This window comes from Streptococcus sp. ELY_137, assembly GCF_058314515.1.
This window is the reverse complement of record NZ_JBZFUL010000001.1, coordinates 114,332-132,919: the sequence shown is the minus strand read 5'-3', so window position 1 is coordinate 132,919 and position 18,588 is coordinate 114,332. Positions and strand designations below refer to the sequence as shown.

Below are 18,588 nucleotides of genomic sequence, written 5' to 3'. Positions count from 1 at the left end.
TTCCTCTTTTCTAGTAATTCGTTTGTAACTGGACACCTTCATGCTCTAAGAGCCAGATTTTACGTTCTAAACCTCCTGCATAGCCTGTCAGCTGGCCCTGACTGCCTAAGACACGATGGCAAGGTATAAAGATACTGATAGGATTTTTGCCAACAGCAGAACCAACAGCTCGAGCAGACCGACAGTTAAGAATTTTGGCAATCCGACCATAGGTCATGGTGGAGCCGGCAGGGATTGTGGTCAAGACCTGCCAGACCTGCTTCTGAAAAGCTGTACCCTGAGGAGCCAGAAAGTCAGCAACTGGCAGATTTTGACCAGCAAAATAAGTATCCAGCCAAACCTTAGCCTGCTCAAGAACAGAATTAGCCTTGAAGGTTAAATCAGTCTCTTCAAAACCTTTTTCACAGTATTTCTGACCGAGAAACCAAGCTCCTAAAAGAGTTCGGTCATCAGCAATCAAAGAAATGGGGCCCAAAGGAGACTGATAGATTTGTTTATAAATCATAATTCTCCATTTCGCCACTTTTCATTGATTTTTGGGCTGCCAGCAAAGGCATTAAACTGCCGCCAGAAACACCAGCAACAACAAAAAGATATTCTATACCTGTATACAGAATACCCGCTCCATAAATACCCTGTGCCTTAGGCGTAAAATTAAGTGCATAAGACTGCTCTCCTAGTGATTTCTGATAGTCTTTTAAATCTCTTTTATCCATGAGATCCTCCTAGCTGATAGTCAGTAGTCTTATTGTACCAAATTATAGAAAAAAACAATGCCTTCAAAGAGACACTGCTTTTGACGAAAGAACATGGTTTCACTTATGAGCCTTAATCAAGCGTACCTTGATGATATTGTCACTGGATTCAAAGGCCGCCACGAGAGCATTAATTTTATCTTTATCGGTTTCATCCAGATCCAGCAAGGTATAGGCAAAATCCCCCTTGGAACGGTTGAGAATATTAGCGATATTGATGTTGGCATCAGAAACTGCGGTCGAGATACGAGCCACAATATTGGGAACATTGCGGTTAATCAAAGTAATGCGGTAAGGAGCCTCGAGAGCCTGGTGCATATTGGGAAAATTAACCGAATTGGTGATTTCGCCAGTTTCCATAAACTGACGGATTTCCTGACTGGCCATGACGGCACAGTTGAGCTCTGCTTCCTCTGTTGAACCACCAACATGGGGAAAGACAGTTATTCCCTTCTTATTAAGCAACTCGTCTGTTCCAAAGTCCGTAATATAACGTTTAACTACACCTGTTTCAATAGCTTCAAAAAGAGCCTGATTGTTGACTAATTCTCCACGGGCAAAATTAATAATCGTTGTCCCCTTTTTCATAAGAGCAAAAGCCTCAGTACTGAAGGTTTCACGCGTTGCATCCGTCAACGGAACATGAATTGTAATGTAATCAGAGTTAGCAAAGATCTCCTTCAAATCCTGAACCCGCTTGACATGATGAGAGATATTCCACGCTGCCTCAATAGATACATAAGGATCGTAACCCAAAACAGACATGCCTAAGCGCCTGGCATCATTAGCAATACGGGCACCGATAGCTCCCAGACCGATAACACCCAGTGTCTTGCCCCGAATCTCAGTACCGGCAAATTGTTTTTTACCAGCTTCAATCTGTTTAGGGACATCAGCACCTGAAAGCCCATTAACCCAAGCGTTAGCAGCAATGTAATCACGCGCCGATAACAGAATAGATGCCGTCACAGCCTCCTTCACCGCATTGGCATTAGCACCAGGGGTATTAAAGACAACGATTCCCTGTTCCGTGGCAATATCAATAGGGATATTATTGGTTCCGGCACCTGCACGCGCAATTGCCTTAAGATTGCTCGGGAATACTGCATCATGAAGATTTTGGCTGCGGATAATATAGGCATCTGGATTTTCCGATAAATCACCATCTATTTGGAACTGATTGCCCAACTCTTGTAGTCCTACTTGATTGATATTATTAAAAGTTTTAACACTATAAACCATACATTCACTTCCTTACTGCTTTAATATTTCTTTTAAAAACTATGGTAATCGGCTTCATCTACCTCTTGGTAAAAGCCTTTTTCAGTTTTCCGCTTAATCTTCTGATAGGCCAAACGCTCACCCTCAAAGGTAACCTTTCCACAGTAGATGTAGCCTAGTTTTTCTAAAACATGACGCATTGCTAAATTTTTCTCATGTGTATCACAGCGAAAATCTGGCCCATCATGCCCCTCAATTAATCCCTGCAAAAATGTCTGAGCTAAACCACGGCCGCGAACTTTAGCCGATACCGCAATGCGATGAAAGGTTATGTAGCGGTGATTATTGTGCGCCCAATGCCCGTCATAAATTGCATCATAAGCTGGTTCGCGGCCATCAATAACCGCAGCATATGCCACTATTTCTCCTTCTTCAAGACCGACCCAAGCCTGACCTTGAAGAATATCATTAAAAATATCAGCCTCTTGGGGATAAGCGCCTTGCCATTGATCACTGCCAGACTCCGCTAAGTAACGTCTAGCATCGTCAATAATAGTCATAATCTGGGATACTTCATTGGGAAAAGCTAAACGAATATTCATTGGATTCTCTCCTTTTGGGGATATTTTTATGCATTTTCAGCTTCAAATTTTTTCATAAAATCAATTAAGTCAAGAACACCTTGGAGCGGAAAAGCATTATAAAGGCTGGCCCGCATGCCACCAACGCTACGATGTCCTTTAATATTTTTAAAGCCTAGTTTATCGGCTTCAGCCACAAATTTAGCATCCAAATCTTTACTTGGTGTCACAAATGGAATATTAGTCACTGAGCGCTCAGCAATACGTTTCACTGGGCTAGTATAAAATGATGACTGATCTATGAAATCATAGAGGAGACCGGATTTTTCACGGTTAATCTCCACCATTTTATCAACACCACCAATAGTATTTTTGACCCATTCAAAGACAAGTTTTGAAATGTAAATACTGTAAGCAGGTGGCGTATTGTACAGAGACCCTGCTTCCGCCTGAATACGATAATCCAGCATAGCAGATAATTGAGGCTGATCATTTAAGAAATCCTCTCGAATAATTACCACAGTAACACCTGCTGGTCCAATATTTTTTTGAGCGCCAGCATAAATCAAGGCAAAGTCCTCTACATTATAGCGAGCTGCCAAAATATTGGAGGACATATCTGCTACAATTGGAACACCATTAGTGTCCGGCAGATCATAGATAGACGTCCCTTCAATCGTATTGTTCGTTGTGATGTGAACATAAGCTGCAGTCTCATCAATACTAGCTGGATCAAAGTCAGGAATATGGTCATAAGTTGTATTTTCAGACGAAGCTAGTAAAAGGGGGGCAAAAGGAATTGTTTTAGCAAGTTTAACAGCTTCATTATAGGCCTTCTTCCCCCATGAGCCAGCTACTAAATAGTAAGCCTTTTTACCTTGTGCTAGGTTAAGCGGCAGCATTGAAAATTGCAGGGAGGCTCCCCCTTGCAAAAACATAACTTTGTAGTTATCAGGAATAGCCATCAATTCGCGCAGTAACTTCTCTGCGTCTTTAATAATCTTGTCGAATTCTGGAGAACGGTGGGACATCTCTAGTACCGACATACCGGAACCTTGATAATCAAGCATCTCATCACGCGCCTGTTCCAAAACTGGTTTTGGTAAGGTAGCAGGCCCTGCCGAAAAATTATAAACCGTCATAACGATACCTCCAAAATAAAGTTGGAAATATTATAGCACAATTATCTGAATTTTGTAATTTTTATCACAATATAGTGGTAAAAGTTTCTTAATAACCGAACCTTTTGGCATAAAGCCATTATTATAATCAGATTTTTAGGTAAATACATTTCCACCTTATCGGCACCTCAGCTATAATTTTGATAATGCACCGTAATCCTGATGGCTTCCCCCTTCAAAATAGCAGACCCAGCTAAACCCTTCCAAACCATAGCTGATCAGCAGTATCAGCTGACTAAAGCTCAAAAAGATCACCTTACAGTTGACAAAGAGCCAAAAAAGAGGATCGCTTGATCCTCTCCCAGACGCTTAATGGTGGCTTCTGTTCTACAAATCATGGTAGATATTATAGACTTCCTGACGGTTGAGCTGATACTCTTTCGTGATTTCTTTGATAGCCTTATTAGGTTTCATACCACCAGCGACCAAATTGGCGACTAAAGCCTTAATATCCAAATCTTGTGCTTCAATAGCTACAGGTAAATTTTCATTACCAGCAACAATCAAGAGGCACTCTCCCTTAAGCGGATTTAATGCTATATAAGCTAACAGTTCAGAAATTTTTCCTCGCTGATATTCCTCATACAGCTTGGTCAGCTCTCTAACCAAAACAACCTGACGATCCCCATATACTTTCTGCATATTAGTCAGGGTATCAACTACCCGATAGGGCGACTCATAGAAAATCTGGGTTTCAGGATAGGCCACCTTTTCATGAAAGAAGGCTTCCTGCTGCCCCCTCTTGCGAGGCAGAAAACCGTAAAAGACATGAGGCTGGGGAGCTAGGCCACTGGCAATCAAACCAGTAATGCCCGCTGACGCTCCCGGCAAAGCAATGACAGGAATATCCTTATCAATCGCAGCCCGCACCAAGTCATGGCCTGGATCAGAAATACTAGGCAGGCCAGCATCAGAAACTTGAGCCAGAGACTTGCCAGATAAGAGTAACTCAGTCAAATCGGCAATTTTCTCATGGGCGTTATGTTCATGAAATGAAATCTGCCTTGTTTCAATTCCAAAATGCTTGAGCAAAAGACCAGTATTTCTGGTGTCTTCGGCACAAATACAATCCACATCCTTAAGCACCTGCACAGCACGATAGGTTATATCCTGTAAATTGCCAATAGGGGTGGGGACTAGATAGAGACTTCCCTTCCCAGTATCCGTCTTAAAGCTTTTTTGTACCTGCATGTTTTATTCCCTATTCAGCAATTCCATACAGAAGAGGCAGTCCTCATTATTATCACGGCGTTTACCATAATCATTATTGCAAACATGAAAACCATCTTCATAGATAGATTCTAAATTACCTCGCCCCTGCACAGATGACTTTACTGGTACTTCTGGCTCCATATCGGACAAGCGCTCTCTCAATTTCGCATTCTCCAATCGTAACTGCGAATTTTCCTCCATGATTTCATGAAGTTTTTTCTTCATTAATTCAACTTGGGCAAAATTTTCCATAAGGTTATTGGAGACATCCTCAAAAGCTTTAAAAAGCTCTCTTTTATCCATATAGACTAATTTCCTCCAAACTATAGGTCAACAAACTGGCCTTATCTTCAAAACGTACCTTAATGGTCTCTGCAAAAACATCCATACCAGCGACGATCCCCATTCCTTCTTGCGTTTTAACTCTACTGCCATAATCTGGAAATTTTTGCCTAGCTTCCTGATAAAAAGAATCCTCAAAGCTGAGACAACAGAGGAGACGGCCGCAAAGTCCCGTTGTCTTACCGGTATTGAGAGATAAGTTCTGATTTTTCACCATCTTAATAGACACGGGCGGAAAATCGCCTAAAAAGGTCGAGCAGCACAGGGGCCGACCACAGGGACCTAGTCCACCATATATTTTAGCTTCCTCACGTGTATTGATCTGACGAAGTTCAATACGCGCTCGAAAATAGCCAGCTAAATCCTTGAGCAACTGACGAAAATCGACGCGCTTTTCTGCCGTAAAAGAGATGAACACATGGCTGCGATCCAGCGGAAATGCGATTCTGACTAGCTTCATATCCAACTGGCGCTGGGCAATCATCTCCTTAACAAAAGAAAAATTCTCACGAGCAAAAGCTCGATTAGCCTCATGCCGCTCAATATCTTGAGGCCGAGCCAGCCCTAAGACCCTGTCCATCTGAGCTGGCAGTGTTTCACTGGCCAAGCTAACATTAGGGCGAACCACACACGCTAAGCGGTCTCCCTTTTGCAATCGAATAACGACCAGATCATCTTTCTTATACTGCTGATCGGGCAAAACATAAGAAAGAGCCTCATTCTCTTCATATTTGATCCCTATTACTTCTGTCATCTTAACACCATATATTCTAAAGCATTTTGAAAGCTAACATTGCTTAGCCACATCTGCCTAGCCTGATAAACCTTAGTAGCAGCTTCTGGGTTCCTATCCTTAGCTAGTAATACTAGCATAATTTTAAAAGCTAGATCTTGCTCAAACTTTTCCCCAGCCACACTAGCAATATGAGTAGCCTGCAAAAAAGATTGCTCAGGAGACTTTAATAAACTGCCGACAAATCTATCCAGACTGCGCCATATATCATCAAATTTCCCCATATCTGCCAAAGCCTCAGCCATCTCTTCATCCTCAGCTACAGCTGCAATCAAACTGGCCTTGTCCTTTAAAAGTCCCTGACTTTCTAGTTTTTGTTGAAGATAAGCCTCATTTTTAGAAAAACGAAAAATCTGGCACCTACTCTTAATAGTAGGTAAAACTTTGCTGTCATCGGATGTTAAGAGAAACATATAAGAGGACGACTGGGGCTCCTCAATAAACTTAAGCAAGCTATTAGCTGCATTAGTATGCATCTTATCCGCATCGCGAATAATAAAAACCTGCGTTTGACCTTCAAAACCAGAGCGCGAAAAATCGCGTAACAGCTCCCTGACGGTATCCGTCTTAATCACATTTCCCTGCGGTTCTATCACCTTGACATCTGAAAAATCCCTCTCGGCAATCAAGCGACATTCACGACAGCTGCCGCAAGGTAAATAATCCTGTTTATTTTCGCAAAATTGGCTTTGAGCCAGAAAAAGTGCCATCTCAAAACTGCCAAAATTTCCAGAAAAGAGATAAGCATGGCTGAGCTTACCCTGACGCAAAATGTGATGAAATTCCTGAAAAATCTTAGGCTGCAACTCTGGTAAATTCATACTATCCTGCAAGCTCCTTGATAATAACTCGCACCGCATCAGCAACAACATCTGCTAATGGCTGACTGGCATCAACAACTTTAATGCGTTCGGGATTAGACTCAGCTAAATCCAAATAGCCTTGGCGCACTCGCTGATGCAACTCTAATTTTTCCAAATCTAAACGGTTGACCTCACGTAGATCAGCAGCTTCAATACGAGCTAGACCAAGTTCCGAAGGAACATCGAAAAGCAGGGTTAAATCAGGCTTAGTATTCTCAATGGCATAGTCATTAAGCCAAGTAACATCGCTGACTGACAGGCCGCGACCATAGCCCTGATAAGCCACCGAACTGTCTATAAACCGATCAACCAAAACAAGCTTACCTTCACTCAAAGCTGGCAGGACTTTCTCAATAAGATGCTGACGCCGAGCAGCAATATAAAGCAAAAGCTCTGTTTTTTTATCCATTGCCGTATTAGCAACATCAAGGATAACCTCACGAATGCTTTCAGCTATTGCAACACCACCAGGTTCACGGGTGGTCACTACCTCATACCCCTTAGCTTCTAAAAGGGGGACTAACTGTTCAAGAACGCTGGTTTTACCAGCACCATCCGGTCCTTCCAGAGTGACCAATCGGCCTGTTTTATCCGTTTTTACATTTTTCATACTAAACTTATTTTACCAAAAAACTGGCAAGATTTCTCCCACCAGTCATGAAAATTTAAGATGGCTTTCCTGCCATTTCAGTTAAAATAACACCTTGGCTTTCGTTTCTTGAATATCGTCAACAAGCAGGCCAGCCGCTTCTAACTTGGCCTTGAGTGCAGCAACATCGGTCTTGCCATCGAGCTGTATTTCATTAACAACCTTACCATCCTTAGCACCTGCAAGCACTGTTCGACGAATGTTAAGACCTTCCTTGGCAATAGTGCTGGCGATTTTTTCCAAAATACCGACGCTATCATCAGCTAGAATACGCACCCGTATTCCTTCTTCTCCATAACCAGATACTTCAAGGAAGGTTCGAAAGATATCTTTATCAGTGATAATCCCTGAAACAACTCCATTCTCTTCGACCGGAAGGACACCAACCTTATGAGTCATCATGATATAAATAGCATCTTCTACACTGGCAAATGGCGAAACGCTCACCACATCCTTTATCATAATATCTTTAATTTTAGTCTTATTGAGCAGGTAGTTCATCTCATAGATCGATAAACTAGTCGCTTTTGACGGACTAGCTTCTGCCATAGTGCCCTCTGTCACCAAACCTACAAGCTTATCATTTTCAATGACCGGTAAACGGCGAAGCCCTTGTTCACGCATAACATCTGCAGCATGAGCTACTGTTGTATCAGGCGAAATATAGACGACCTTGCGAGTCATAAAATCTTTAACAGCCATAGTTGATCATCCTCACTTATTTTTTCTTAGCCTCATTATAACATTTTTTGATAACGGTTTCATCTTTTTTCAGCAAAAAAATCAGCTAGTTTACAGCAATTAACCTAGTTTACTAAGCTACCCTGCGCCATAGGAATTTTATATAAAGTCGAACCAGCACTGTGTCCCTTAGAGACTGAACACATGATTAATACTGCCTTAAGCAAAAAATAAGTCACCTCAAAAAACAGAATTTTGAGATGACCCCTATTTGTTGATAGTTTTCGTTAAACGAATCAGCACCTTCGACATGAAGTTTGCTTAATTAAGCTTACTAATTAAACGAAATTAGCAGAAGAGGTAGGGAGTGGGATCAACCCAAAAATTGAAAATTTTGGTTCTCACCACTCCCTAATTTTAAGACCTGAAACAGTCTCTCCCCAAACCGTTTTTGACACTTGCTTTGCAAGTTTTATTTCCCGATTAAAAAGGTCTCCCAGACCTTTTTAACCAACCCCCGCATACCTCCAAAGGTTCGGGGAACCTTTGGAGGTTGGCGATAAAATGAACAGCGTTCATCACATTTGTTTAGATTTTCCGCTTTGGCCTTCTGGCAAAAGGAAAACCAGCCAGCAGTGGTTCATTGGTGCTAAAGCACCTAATGAACTGTGCAAGAGTAAGACTTCTTGGTCTAGCCAACAAGTCTTACTCCCAACCACTGCGTCAAGAGTTTATTTCAAAAGAGGAATACTGGACGAGTTTTTGTCCAGACTCCTTTGCTATCAAGTGCGAAGCACTTAGATAACAAGCCTCTGTCGCATCTTATTACATATCAAGGACATTATGGTAGACTTTTTGCACGTCATCATCGTCCTCAAGAGCATCAATCAAACCTTCAAAAACATCAAGATCTTCACCTGAAAGCTCAACCTCTGATTGGGGAATCATTTCCAACTCAGTTACTTGGAACTCATCAGTACCATTAGCACGGAGAGCTTCCATTCCCTTATGAAGATCTGTCGGCGCTGTATAAACTGTGATGCTGCCATCTTCTACCTCAACATCATCCACATCAACATCCGCTTCAAGTAACTGCTCGAAAACGCTGTCCGCATCGTCTCCTTTAAAGACAATAACCCCCTTGCGGTCAAACATGTAAGCTACTGAACCAGAGGCCCCCATGTTCCCGCCATTTTTACCAAAAGCAGCACGGACATTAGCCGCTGTACGATTAACATTTGAAGTGAGGGTATCAACAATAATCATCGAACCATTCGGGCCAAATCCCTCGTAACGACCTTCAACGAAGGTTTCATCGGTATTTCCTTTAGCCTTGTCGATAGCCTTATCAATAACGTGTTTTGGCACCTGCGCTTGCTTCGCACGCTCCAAAACAAACTTCAAAGCCGAATTTGATTCTGGATCAGGATCTCCCTGCTTAGCAGCTGCATAGATTTCAACGCCAAATTTAGCATAAATTTTTGAATTGGCTCCATCTTTAGCTGTCTTTTTAGCAACAATATTAGCCCATTTACGTCCCATGGGTTTCACCTCTTCATTTTCGATTTTTAAGAATGATAACATTCTGCATAACGTCACCATTATAGCACGTTAGCTGGATTTCGTAAAATAGGAATTTTATATCTAAAAGTCAAAATTTTCGGTTCTTTTTCAGTTCTCAAAGAGCATCAGTATCTCTTAATCAGCCTACAATCAGTTACTGATTTTGTACTAGGTAACTATAAAATTAAGAAAACTAGGGAGTGTTAGATTTTTATCCGTACTGCCTAAGTATTCTTCCTCAGTCTCTGGCATACCCCTATTATAAGCCTCCACAAAGCCCCCCCAAGCAGTCACGTAGTAGTCGCCGTATAAACTTAAAAATAGATATTCTTCCCCCCTCTTCCCAGTTTACATCGAGCTGTCTACCATTTTTCTCAATGCTAATCATCCCTTTTTCTTACAGCTAAACATCACTGTCAGTACGTTGAGTTCTAAGTTATTTATACGTTTTCAAGAAAGCCTGCAAAGTGGTGGCTGGCTGCCCCAAAACTCGCTCGACATCATTGGAAACACCTGCTTGCTCTCCTTTAGCAATGGCTGTATAAGTAGACACCCAAGCATCATATTCCCAGTCCTCTGCCGGCCAAGCTTTACGAGATTCATAGGCTCCTTCCACTGTTTCAGGGACATAAGCAACCTGCCAACCAAGCTCTTGACCGATCACATCTGCTATTTCTTGGATTGACAATTCTTCCGGACCAGTCATATCCAAAATTTGATTTTCCCAACTGCGAGGATCTTCTAAAATTTTAGCAACAACCTGAGCAACGTCAGATCGTATTACTGCAGATACCTTTCCTTGACCAGCCGGTCCCTTGATTTCACGATATTCCTTTGCCAAGTCGACAAAGAAATCCATATAAAAATTATCACGAATAAAGGTGTAAGTAAACCCTTTTTCCTTGATATAGTTTTCTGTTGCTGCATGCGTTTGAGCAAGTGTAAAGGTAGCCTGCAAATCAGCATGGTAAAAAGAAGTATAGATAATATGCCTAACACCCGCTGCTTTAGCACTATCAATAAAAGCTTTGTGCTCTTCTAAACGTGTTGGACTTTCTGAAGCCGATACCATAAAAAGTACATCGCTCCCCCTCAAAGCCTCAATGGCTTCCCTAGAATACTCATAGCTTGCCTGATAGACTGATACTCCCTCTGTCCGCGGAGCTCTCTCAGGCCGACGAGCCAGATAGCGGATTTTTAAAGATTTGCCGTCTAATGCTTGGGCAACCAACCCTCCCAGATGACCTGTAACTCCTGTTAATGCAATAACTGTCATGATGTCCTCCTAGTTTTTTTTCATTATAGCACAGTAAGACTGTTCCAGCTGACTTATAATTCGGCAAAAAGTTCCCTAGTAGAAATCGAGCCTGCCGAAAAAGCACCCCAATCATTAGAGCTTTAATCTAACTTTTGAGGTGCCAATCATCGGTTCACATTTTAGTTTAATTTTTGGGGTGTCATTCAACTAGTAGGGGTAAACAGCCAGACCTAAGCTGCTTCGATCAACAGTTCGCCATCTACCATATCGGCCTTAAGTGCTTTAACATCAAGGTGATCAAGATAGAAGTCTGTCACTTTATCACGGATCTGACCCTCGATAACTCGACGCAGAGGCCGAGCCCCCATAGCTTCATCATAACCTTCCTCAATCAGGTAAGCCTTGGCCGCTTCGCTCACTTCTAGTGTAATATTCTTTTTGGCTAGAGTACGATTGACTTCCTCCAGCATAAGATCAACGATTTCTTTCAAATCTTCTTTCGAGAGGTGAGAGAACTCAATGACACCGTTGAAACGGTTGAGAAATTCTGGACGGAAGAATGGAGCCAATTTATCGCGCAGACTGAGCTCTTTACCATCCTCTTCTGAGGCAGCCCCAAAGCTATAACCAGCATTAGAGGTTGCGATAATAACCGTATTTTTGAAGTTGACGGTATTACCCTGACCATCAGTCAGGCGGCCATCATCCAGAACCTGCAAGAGCAGAGTAATGACTTGTGGATCAGCCTTTTCAATTTCATCGAGAAGGATAATGGAGTAGGGATTGCGGCGCACGCGCTCCGTCAAAGTATTAGAGTTATCATCGTAGCCGACATAGCCTGCTGTTGTCCCAATCAACTTAGAGACTGCTGTACGATCGCTGTATTCAGACATATCCAGACGAATGACGGCATCCTTGGTGCCAAACATATCCAAAGCTAATTGTTTAGCTAATTCAGTCTTACCGACACCCGTTGGACCAACGAAAAGGAAGCTACCGATTGGGCGATTGCCTTCATCAAAACCAGCACGGTTTCGGCGAATGGCCTTACTAACAGCCTGCACCGCTTCATCTTGACCAATGACTTTACCTTTCAGCCTTTGCCCCATTTCCTTGAGCCGTTCAATATCGGAAGCTCCCATTTGGGAAACAGGAATACCGGTCATACGTTCAACAGCCTGAGCTACATCGTTAATAGTAGCTACAACCTTTTGGTTTTCAGTATGGTTGTCAATTTGTTTTTGCAACTCATCAATCTTAACCTTTTCAGCCAAGGCTGCTTCATAGTCTTCCTTATCAGCTGCGGCTTGTTGGCGATCACGTGCCTTGGCAATATCTGCTTCCAAAGTCTTGACATCAGTCACTGGATGCTGGGCAGCCAAGTGGGCGGCTGTAACATCGACCAAATCAATAGCCTTATCAGGTAGAGCTCTCTGGGGCATGTACTGAATAGAATAATCGACAGCAGCCTTTAAGACTAAATCAGGTAATTCCACATTGTGATGCTGTTCGTAGAGAGGCTTGATCCCTTTTAAGATGGCTAAAGTATCTTCAGCCGAAGGGGCATTAACTTTGACTTCATTGAAACGACGAGCTAGCGCTGCATTTTTTAGAATCGTATTGCGGTATTCATCTTGGGTCGTTGCCCCAATAACAGTCAATTCCCCGCGTGAAAGGGCTGGTTTAATAATATCAGCCAATCCCTTTGAACCTTGACCATCACCAGTACTGCCTGCTCCTAGAATTTGGTGGATTTCATCAAAGAAAAGAATAACATTACCAGCACTCTTAACTTCATCCATCAGCTTTTGAATGTTTTCCTCAAAGGCTCCGCGATATTGAGTTCCAGCTTCCAAGCCAGAAATATCAATAGAAATGATCTCCTTATTCTTAATCGAGGCAGGAACATCGCCATTCACAATAGCCTGAGCTAAACCTTCGACAACAGCTGTTTTACCAACACCGGCGTCACCCACTAGGACGGGGTTATTTTTGGTACGGCGAGCGAGAATTTCTGCTGTATCTTGAATTTCCTGATTCCGACCAATGACAGGATCTAGCTGACCTTTGCGGGCTTCTTCCGTTAAGTTGCGACCTAATTTAGCCAAGATGCCATCCTGCTTTAACTGACCTTTGCCAGCTTGGGGGGATCCTTCTTGCACCGCTTCTTGATTAGGTAAGTGACCCGTTTGACGGAAATAAGCAAACTCCTCAGGACTAACCTCGCGTCCATTGATGCGGTAACGACGGGTTTCTGAATTAAAACCACCCATATTTCCCATCAGTTGGTTAAAAATATCATCCATGTTATTGAATTCAAAATTGTTGTTCATAATCTTACCTCTCTTCTTACAAATACTCAGTCACCAAGTGACTCAAAAATCAAATGCTTGCTTAACTAATGCTTCCTTTCATTTTTAAGCAATGAGCTTCAGCAAACCTTCTCCAGCCCATTGAACTCCGCAGGGATACAGACCTGTGCAGATATATGACACTAAACCACTAGACAACTCAAAGAATTAGGAAAGGATGACAAATCATTCTTATTTCTTTCTGCTGAACCCTAGGATCGGTCAAATACCATATCTTAACTTTGACTATCACTGACCTTTCGTCGGAAAATTTTTGCCAGGCATCTAAGCTTCAAATAGCTATCGAAAACACTGACCTTTACTGACTATTTATCAAAAAATAAAATGCCTCTAAGACCGACAAGTAATGATAATCTTTAGCAAGGGCTCCTTTCATCCCTGTGACTCTAGTATACATCATTGGTCAGCAAAGGTCAATAGTTTTTTTTGACTTTTGCTGACCTTTTTTGTGATCAATACAAAAACAGATAAAGTAAAATTTGACTTTTGGAAGCCCCTTTCTGAAAATCAAACCACTATGCCATTGTTCCAAATTGAAATACCAACATTTATGCTAATAATTAGCCACTATCAATTTCCCAGCAAAGTTGCTAAATCTTATTTGCTTAACCTTATAGTTTCTTTAATTTCTCTATTGACAATACTTTAGAAATCCATTATACTGGCACTGTAAACGTTATCATATTATAAGGATTGTTACTCAGCTCTTTGAGGCATTACCGTTTCTTCCTATTTTTGGAGGAGAGGTGTGCCTTGAAGAGTTTTTTGATGTTATAAAATTCAGAAGTTGCAGAACAATCCAACAGAAATAATCTTGTATTTTATAAGAGGCTAAATGGGAGGGCTGGCATGAAAGTCGTTAAAAAACTTAATAATAATGTTGCAGTCTGTATTGATGACAACGGCGAGCAGCTCGTTGCCTTCGGCAAGGGCCTAGGTTTTCCAAAAATGCCTTACGAACTGACTGATCTCAGCAAAATTTCAACAACCTTTTACAATCTAGATATCAAATACCTGCAACTGTTAAAAGAGATCCCTACAGAAATATTTGACGTCTCAGAAAACATTGTCCACCAAGCAAAAGCTAGAATCAGAAACTCCTTTAACCGCAATCTGATTTTTACTTTAGCAGACCATATCAATTTTGCCATTCAAAGAGGCCAGCATTACAGTGAACTCCAGTTGCCTTTTACCTACGAAATCGAACAGTTTTACCCAGAAGAAACTGCTTTAGGTCATTTTGCAGTTGATCTGATTAAACAGGAGTTGGGGATTGAACTACCAAATACAGAAATTGCTGCAATTGCCATGCACCTTATTAATTCCCAATTGGAATCTAAAGAAAACATCACAGATATTGATGGACATAGTGATGGTTATCTGATTAATCAAATAACTATCATATTGGAACAAGAGTTTGACACCCATATCAATACCAAAAGTTTTGAATACAACCGTTTTGTGATGCACCTTCGCTATTACCTCAAACGAATCAAGAATAATGAGCAGGTCAGTCAGGGAGACTTCCGTTCATTCATAGATACTATCAGAGAGAAGGAACCTGAGGTTTATATCTGTACCAAACGTATTATTGGTTTTTTGGAAGACAGACTTGAAAAAATTTGTACTGACGATGAAATTTTCTATTTAATGATCTATATCAAGCGTATGGCTAACCGGATACAATAGCTATACACAAAAACTTAACTGAACACGGGCTAAAAGCTTGGGATTTAGATAAGCTTCCTTGTGTGCCAGCACACAGCGTCACCTTCCTAAAATCCTAGTCGCTTTTTACGCCCTTTGTATCTTAATACGAGGAGGTTAAAAATGTTAAATAAATTACAGCGTTTTGGCGGGGCTATGATTGCCCCAGTCATGCTCTTTTCCTTTTTCGGTCTAGTCATTGGACTTGCCCTCCTATTCTCAAATCAGGTCATTATGGGAAACATTGCAGCCCCTAATACCACATGGACCAAATTTTGGATGGTTATAGCAGCAGGTGCTTGGACTCCTTTCTTTCAGCTACCTATTTTATTTGTCGTCGGTCTTCCAATCAGCCTAGCCAAAAAAAACGCTGCCCGCGCGGTAATGGAAGCCTTGGTTATCTACCTTGTTTTCAATTACTTTATCAATGAAATCTTAACACTATGGCCAGATTCTTTTGGTGTTCATATAACAGACAAGATTGCTGATGGATCTGGACTGGCTTCTGTTGCAGGAATCGTAACCTTGGACACTGGCATGTTGGGCTCCTTAATGGTGTCAGGAGTTGCAGTGTATTTACACAACCGCTATTACGACAAGGTCCTGCCTGAAATCCTCTCCATTTTTAGCGGTTCGGTATTTATCGTTAGTATCGGTTTCTTTGTGATGATGCCTCTAGCTCTGGTAACATGTTTCGTTTGGCCTTTTTTACAAGATGGGATAAAAAATATGCAGGGGTTCTTTGTCCATTCAGGGAATCTGGGGGTGTTTATTTACGAGCTCCTGCAAAAATTGCTTATCCCAACCGGTTTGCACCATTTCGTTTATGCCCCATTTGCCTATGATGACGCTGTTGTAAAAGGAGGAATGTCGGCCTACTGGGCATCGCATATTTCTAACTTTCAAACCGACTCGGCCACCCTTAAAGAACTCTATCCCATTGGTGGTTTCGCCCTGTCAGGTATGTCCAAAGTATTCGGAACTCTAGGATTGGCGTTAGCACTTATCAAAACAGCCTATAAGGAGAAAAAGAAACAGACGATTGCTATTGTTGCGCCAGCTGCCCTAACAGCTATTTTAACAGGGATTACAGAGCCAATTGAATTTACTTTCTTATTCGCTGCTCCCGCCTTATGGTTTGTTCACGCTGGTTTAGATGCCATTTTAGCCACGGTCTCCTACTATTTCGGAGTCGTGGGAGACTTTGGCGGCGGCTTAATTAACTGGTTGGGACTGGATTGGTTGCCCTTGTGGAAATTTCACAGTGCAACCTATCTGACGCAGATTCTGATCGGTCTGGTAGCCACGGCGGTCTGGTACTTTGTTTTTACTTTTATGATCTTAAAATTTGACCTAAAAACACCGGGGCGAGAGAGCAGTGACCAAGCACCACAGTTATATGAAAAGAAAAAACAAGAAAATGCGACAAATTCGACATTAGAGCTGTCCAAGAATGCTTCTAGATTTGAACGACAAGCTTTTCGATACTTAGAACTAGTTGGCGGAAAAAATAACATTATTGACATTACTAACTGTACAACTAGACTACGGCTAACGGTAAAAGATTCAAGTATTGTAGCCAATGAGGCTGCTTTCAAAGAAGCTGGTGCTGCTGGTATCATTAATAATTCCAAAGGAGGCATTCAAATTATTGTTGGTTTAAACGTCCCCCAGATACGGGAAGCTTTTGAATATTTTATCCAAAAAAGTTAGGAGTTTAATTATGGAAAACAAACACTGGTGGAACAAGGCTGTCATTTATCAAATCTATCCTAAAAGTTTTGCAGATAGCAATAATGATGGTATCGGCGATCTTCAGGGAATTATCAACAAATTATCCTATTTGAAAAAGTTAGGAGTTGATATCCTCTGGCTCAGTCCAATTTATCAGTCACCTCAAGTTGATAATGGTTATGATATTTCTGATTACAGAGCCATTAACCCTGATTTTGGAACTATGGCAGATTTTGATGAATTGATTGCTAAGGCTCACGCTCTAAATCTTAAAATCATGATGGATCTGGTCGTTAATCACACATCAGACCAGCACCTATGGTTCCAAGAAGCTAAGAATAATCCCAGCAGTAAATACAGAGATTACTATATTTGGCGCGATGGTAAAAATAACAAAGAACCCACAAATTGGGGAGGTTTTTTCGGGGGATCTGCTTGGACATACGACCAAAAATCTCGGCAGTACTATCTTCACTTATTTGCTCCTGAACAGCCCGATTTAAATTGGGAAAATACCGAAGTCAGGGAATCAATTTATGACATGATGAATTGGTGGGCAGCTAAAGGAGTTGATGGCTTTAGGATGGATGTCATCAATTATATCTCTAAACCAGAGATCTTCTCTGATGGTGAAAAATTAGAACATGAATGGTATGCCAATTCAGAACCAATCATGGCCAACGGTCATAAGATTCATCACTTTCTCCAAGAAATGAACCGCGAGGTGATGAGTCATTATCGGATGGTCACCGTCGGAGAAACACCGGGGGTAACACCGGAAGAAGCTTTAAAATATGCTAGTCTTGATAGTAAAGAATTAAATATGGTTTTTCAATTTGAGCATATGGGACTAGATAGCAATGATAATCCTGTTTTGGGACGTTGGAGCAATAAAAAAACCAGTCTTAAAGATCTTAGAGATAATCTTACAAAATGGCAGCAAAAACTGGCAGGAAAAGCTTGGAACTCACTCTATTGGAATAACCACGACCAGCCCCGAGTCGTCTCCCGTTTTGGTGATGACTCAACAGAAGAATATCGAGTTCTCAGTGCTAAAATGTTAGCAACCATGCTCCACTTTATGCAAGGTACCCCGTTTATTTTCGAAGGAGAAGAGATTGGTATACCTAATGCTAACTTTACCGATATCGATGATTATGAAGATCTTGATTCTATCAATCCCTACCACCAATTTGTCGATGAACAGCACTTAGTTGATGAGGAAACAATGATGACCTATATCGCAGCCCACTCTAGGGATAATGCTAGAACACCGATGCCGTGGAATAGTACTAAAAACGGAGGTTTTTCTGACCATGACCCTTGGTTTAAACTCAATCCAAGCTTTACAACGATCAATGTTGAGCAAGCCCTAGCAGATCCCCATTCAATTTTTTACTACTATCAACAGCTCATTCGTTTACGGCACACCCTGCCAGTTATAACAGATGGCCATTATTCGCTTGTGGAAGGCAACACAGATGATGATCAAGTATACGCTTATTACCGAAAAAACAATCAAACAACCTTGCTCGTCATTCTAAACTATACTAAAGAAACCTTGGTACGACAATACGATATTCCAGCTAATGCCAAACTGCTGATTAGCAATTATCCGGATGATCAAGGAAATAGCTTGCGTGCCTATGAAGCTAAAGTTTATCAATTTTAAGGAG

The 18,588-nt window shown here is 41.6% G+C and carries 16 protein-coding genes and 1 pseudogene; 3 read left to right on the top strand and 14 right to left on the bottom strand.

All coding sequences use genetic code 11. The features are described 5' to 3' along the window. Nucleotides 1-10: 10 nt before the first annotated feature. The 14 genes and pseudogenes from AC4HAO_RS00645 to AC4HAO_RS00580 all read right to left on the bottom strand — a co-directional run bounded on the left by AC4HAO_RS00645 (nt 11) and on the right by AC4HAO_RS00580 (nt 13,432). Nucleotides 11-505 carry a methylated-DNA--[protein]-cysteine S-methyltransferase gene (locus AC4HAO_RS00645; protein ID WP_491134258.1) on the bottom strand — a complete coding sequence of 165 codons (495 nt, stop codon included), beginning with the start codon at nt 503-505 and terminating at the stop codon, nt 11-13. After that, a pseudogene (locus tag AC4HAO_RS00640) lies at nt 502-716 on the bottom strand (DUF6440 family protein). Before AC4HAO_RS00640 ends, AC4HAO_RS00645 begins: the two are co-directional and overlap by 4 nt. 99 nt (nt 717-815) lie before the next feature. Further along, nucleotides 816-1,997 carry a phosphoglycerate dehydrogenase gene (locus AC4HAO_RS00635; RefSeq protein WP_491134257.1) on the bottom strand — a complete coding sequence of 394 codons (1,182 nt, stop codon included), beginning with the start codon at nt 1,995-1,997 and terminating at the stop codon, nt 816-818. A 32-nt stretch (nt 1,998-2,029) separates the two neighbouring features. Then, the gene (locus AC4HAO_RS00630) at nt 2,030-2,578 is read right to left on the bottom strand and encodes a GNAT family N-acetyltransferase (protein ID WP_491134256.1); all 549 of its coding nucleotides are present in this window, start codon (nt 2,576-2,578) and stop codon (nt 2,030-2,032) included. 26 nt (nt 2,579-2,604) lie between these two features. Beyond that, nucleotides 2,605-3,699 carry a 3-phosphoserine/phosphohydroxythreonine transaminase gene (serC, locus tag AC4HAO_RS00625; RefSeq protein ID WP_491134255.1) on the bottom strand — a complete coding sequence of 365 codons (1,095 nt, stop codon included), beginning with the start codon at nt 3,697-3,699 and terminating at the stop codon, nt 2,605-2,607. Nucleotides 3,700-4,065: 366 nt separating this feature from the next. Continuing rightward, nucleotides 4,066-4,929: a 16S rRNA (cytidine(1402)-2'-O)-methyltransferase gene (gene rsmI / locus AC4HAO_RS00620; protein WP_491134254.1), complete on the bottom strand. Its 864-nt coding sequence runs from the start codon at nt 4,927-4,929 to the stop codon at nt 4,066-4,068. Nucleotides 4,930-4,932: 3 nt separating this feature from the next. Next, the gene (gene yabA, locus AC4HAO_RS00615) at nt 4,933-5,253 is read right to left on the bottom strand and encodes a DNA replication initiation control protein YabA (RefSeq protein ID WP_447451955.1); all 321 of its coding nucleotides are present in this window, start codon (nt 5,251-5,253) and stop codon (nt 4,933-4,935) included. Then, nucleotides 5,246-6,046 (bottom strand): PSP1 domain-containing protein, encoded by an 801-nt coding sequence (locus tag AC4HAO_RS00610; protein WP_491093777.1) that lies wholly within the window; start codon nt 6,044-6,046, stop codon nt 5,246-5,248. The genes yabA and AC4HAO_RS00610 overlap by 8 nt, the downstream gene beginning before the upstream one ends. After that, entirely contained in the window at nt 6,043-6,906 is an 864-nt protein-coding gene (locus AC4HAO_RS00605; RefSeq protein WP_491093778.1) for a DNA polymerase III subunit delta', read from the bottom strand. The genes AC4HAO_RS00610 and AC4HAO_RS00605 overlap by 4 nt, the downstream gene beginning before the upstream one ends. Nucleotide 6,907: 1 nt before the next feature. Continuing rightward, nucleotides 6,908-7,558: a dTMP kinase gene (tmk, locus tag AC4HAO_RS00600; RefSeq protein WP_491093779.1), complete on the bottom strand. Its 651-nt coding sequence runs from the start codon at nt 7,556-7,558 to the stop codon at nt 6,908-6,910. Between the two features lie 81 nt (nt 7,559-7,639). After that, nucleotides 7,640-8,299 (bottom strand): CBS domain-containing protein, encoded by a 660-nt coding sequence (locus AC4HAO_RS00595; RefSeq protein WP_491134253.1) that lies wholly within the window; start codon nt 8,297-8,299, stop codon nt 7,640-7,642. A gap of 804 nt (nt 8,300-9,103) precedes the next feature. Continuing rightward, nucleotides 9,104-9,820 carry a YebC/PmpR family DNA-binding transcriptional regulator gene (locus tag AC4HAO_RS00590; RefSeq protein ID WP_491134252.1) on the bottom strand — a complete coding sequence of 239 codons (717 nt, stop codon included), beginning with the start codon at nt 9,818-9,820 and terminating at the stop codon, nt 9,104-9,106. Nucleotides 9,821-10,277: 457 nt separating this feature from the next. Further along, nucleotides 10,278-11,117, bottom strand: coding sequence for an SDR family oxidoreductase (locus AC4HAO_RS00585; RefSeq protein ID WP_491134251.1), 840 nt, complete (start codon nt 11,115-11,117; stop codon nt 10,278-10,280). Between the two features lie 212 nt (nt 11,118-11,329). After that, entirely contained in the window at nt 11,330-13,432 is a 2,103-nt protein-coding gene (locus tag AC4HAO_RS00580; RefSeq protein ID WP_491134249.1) for an AAA family ATPase, read from the bottom strand. Between the two features lie 888 nt (nt 13,433-14,320). Here AC4HAO_RS00580 and AC4HAO_RS00575 point away from each other — a divergent pair. The 3 genes from AC4HAO_RS00575 to AC4HAO_RS00565 all read left to right on the top strand — a co-directional run bounded on the left by AC4HAO_RS00575 (nt 14,321) and on the right by AC4HAO_RS00565 (nt 18,584). After that, nucleotides 14,321-15,160 (top strand): PRD domain-containing protein, encoded by an 840-nt coding sequence (locus AC4HAO_RS00575; RefSeq protein ID WP_491134248.1) that lies wholly within the window; start codon nt 14,321-14,323, stop codon nt 15,158-15,160. A 141-nt stretch (nt 15,161-15,301) separates the two neighbouring features. Next, entirely contained in the window at nt 15,302-16,891 is a 1,590-nt protein-coding gene (locus tag AC4HAO_RS00570) for an alpha-glucoside-specific PTS transporter subunit IIBC (protein ID WP_491134247.1), read from the top strand. 10 nt (nt 16,892-16,901) lie between these two features. Continuing rightward, nucleotides 16,902-18,584, top strand: a complete 1,683-nt coding sequence (locus tag AC4HAO_RS00565) for an alpha-glucosidase (RefSeq protein WP_491134246.1) — start codon at nt 16,902-16,904, stop codon at nt 18,582-18,584. The last annotated feature ends 4 nt before the right edge of the window (nt 18,585-18,588 follow it).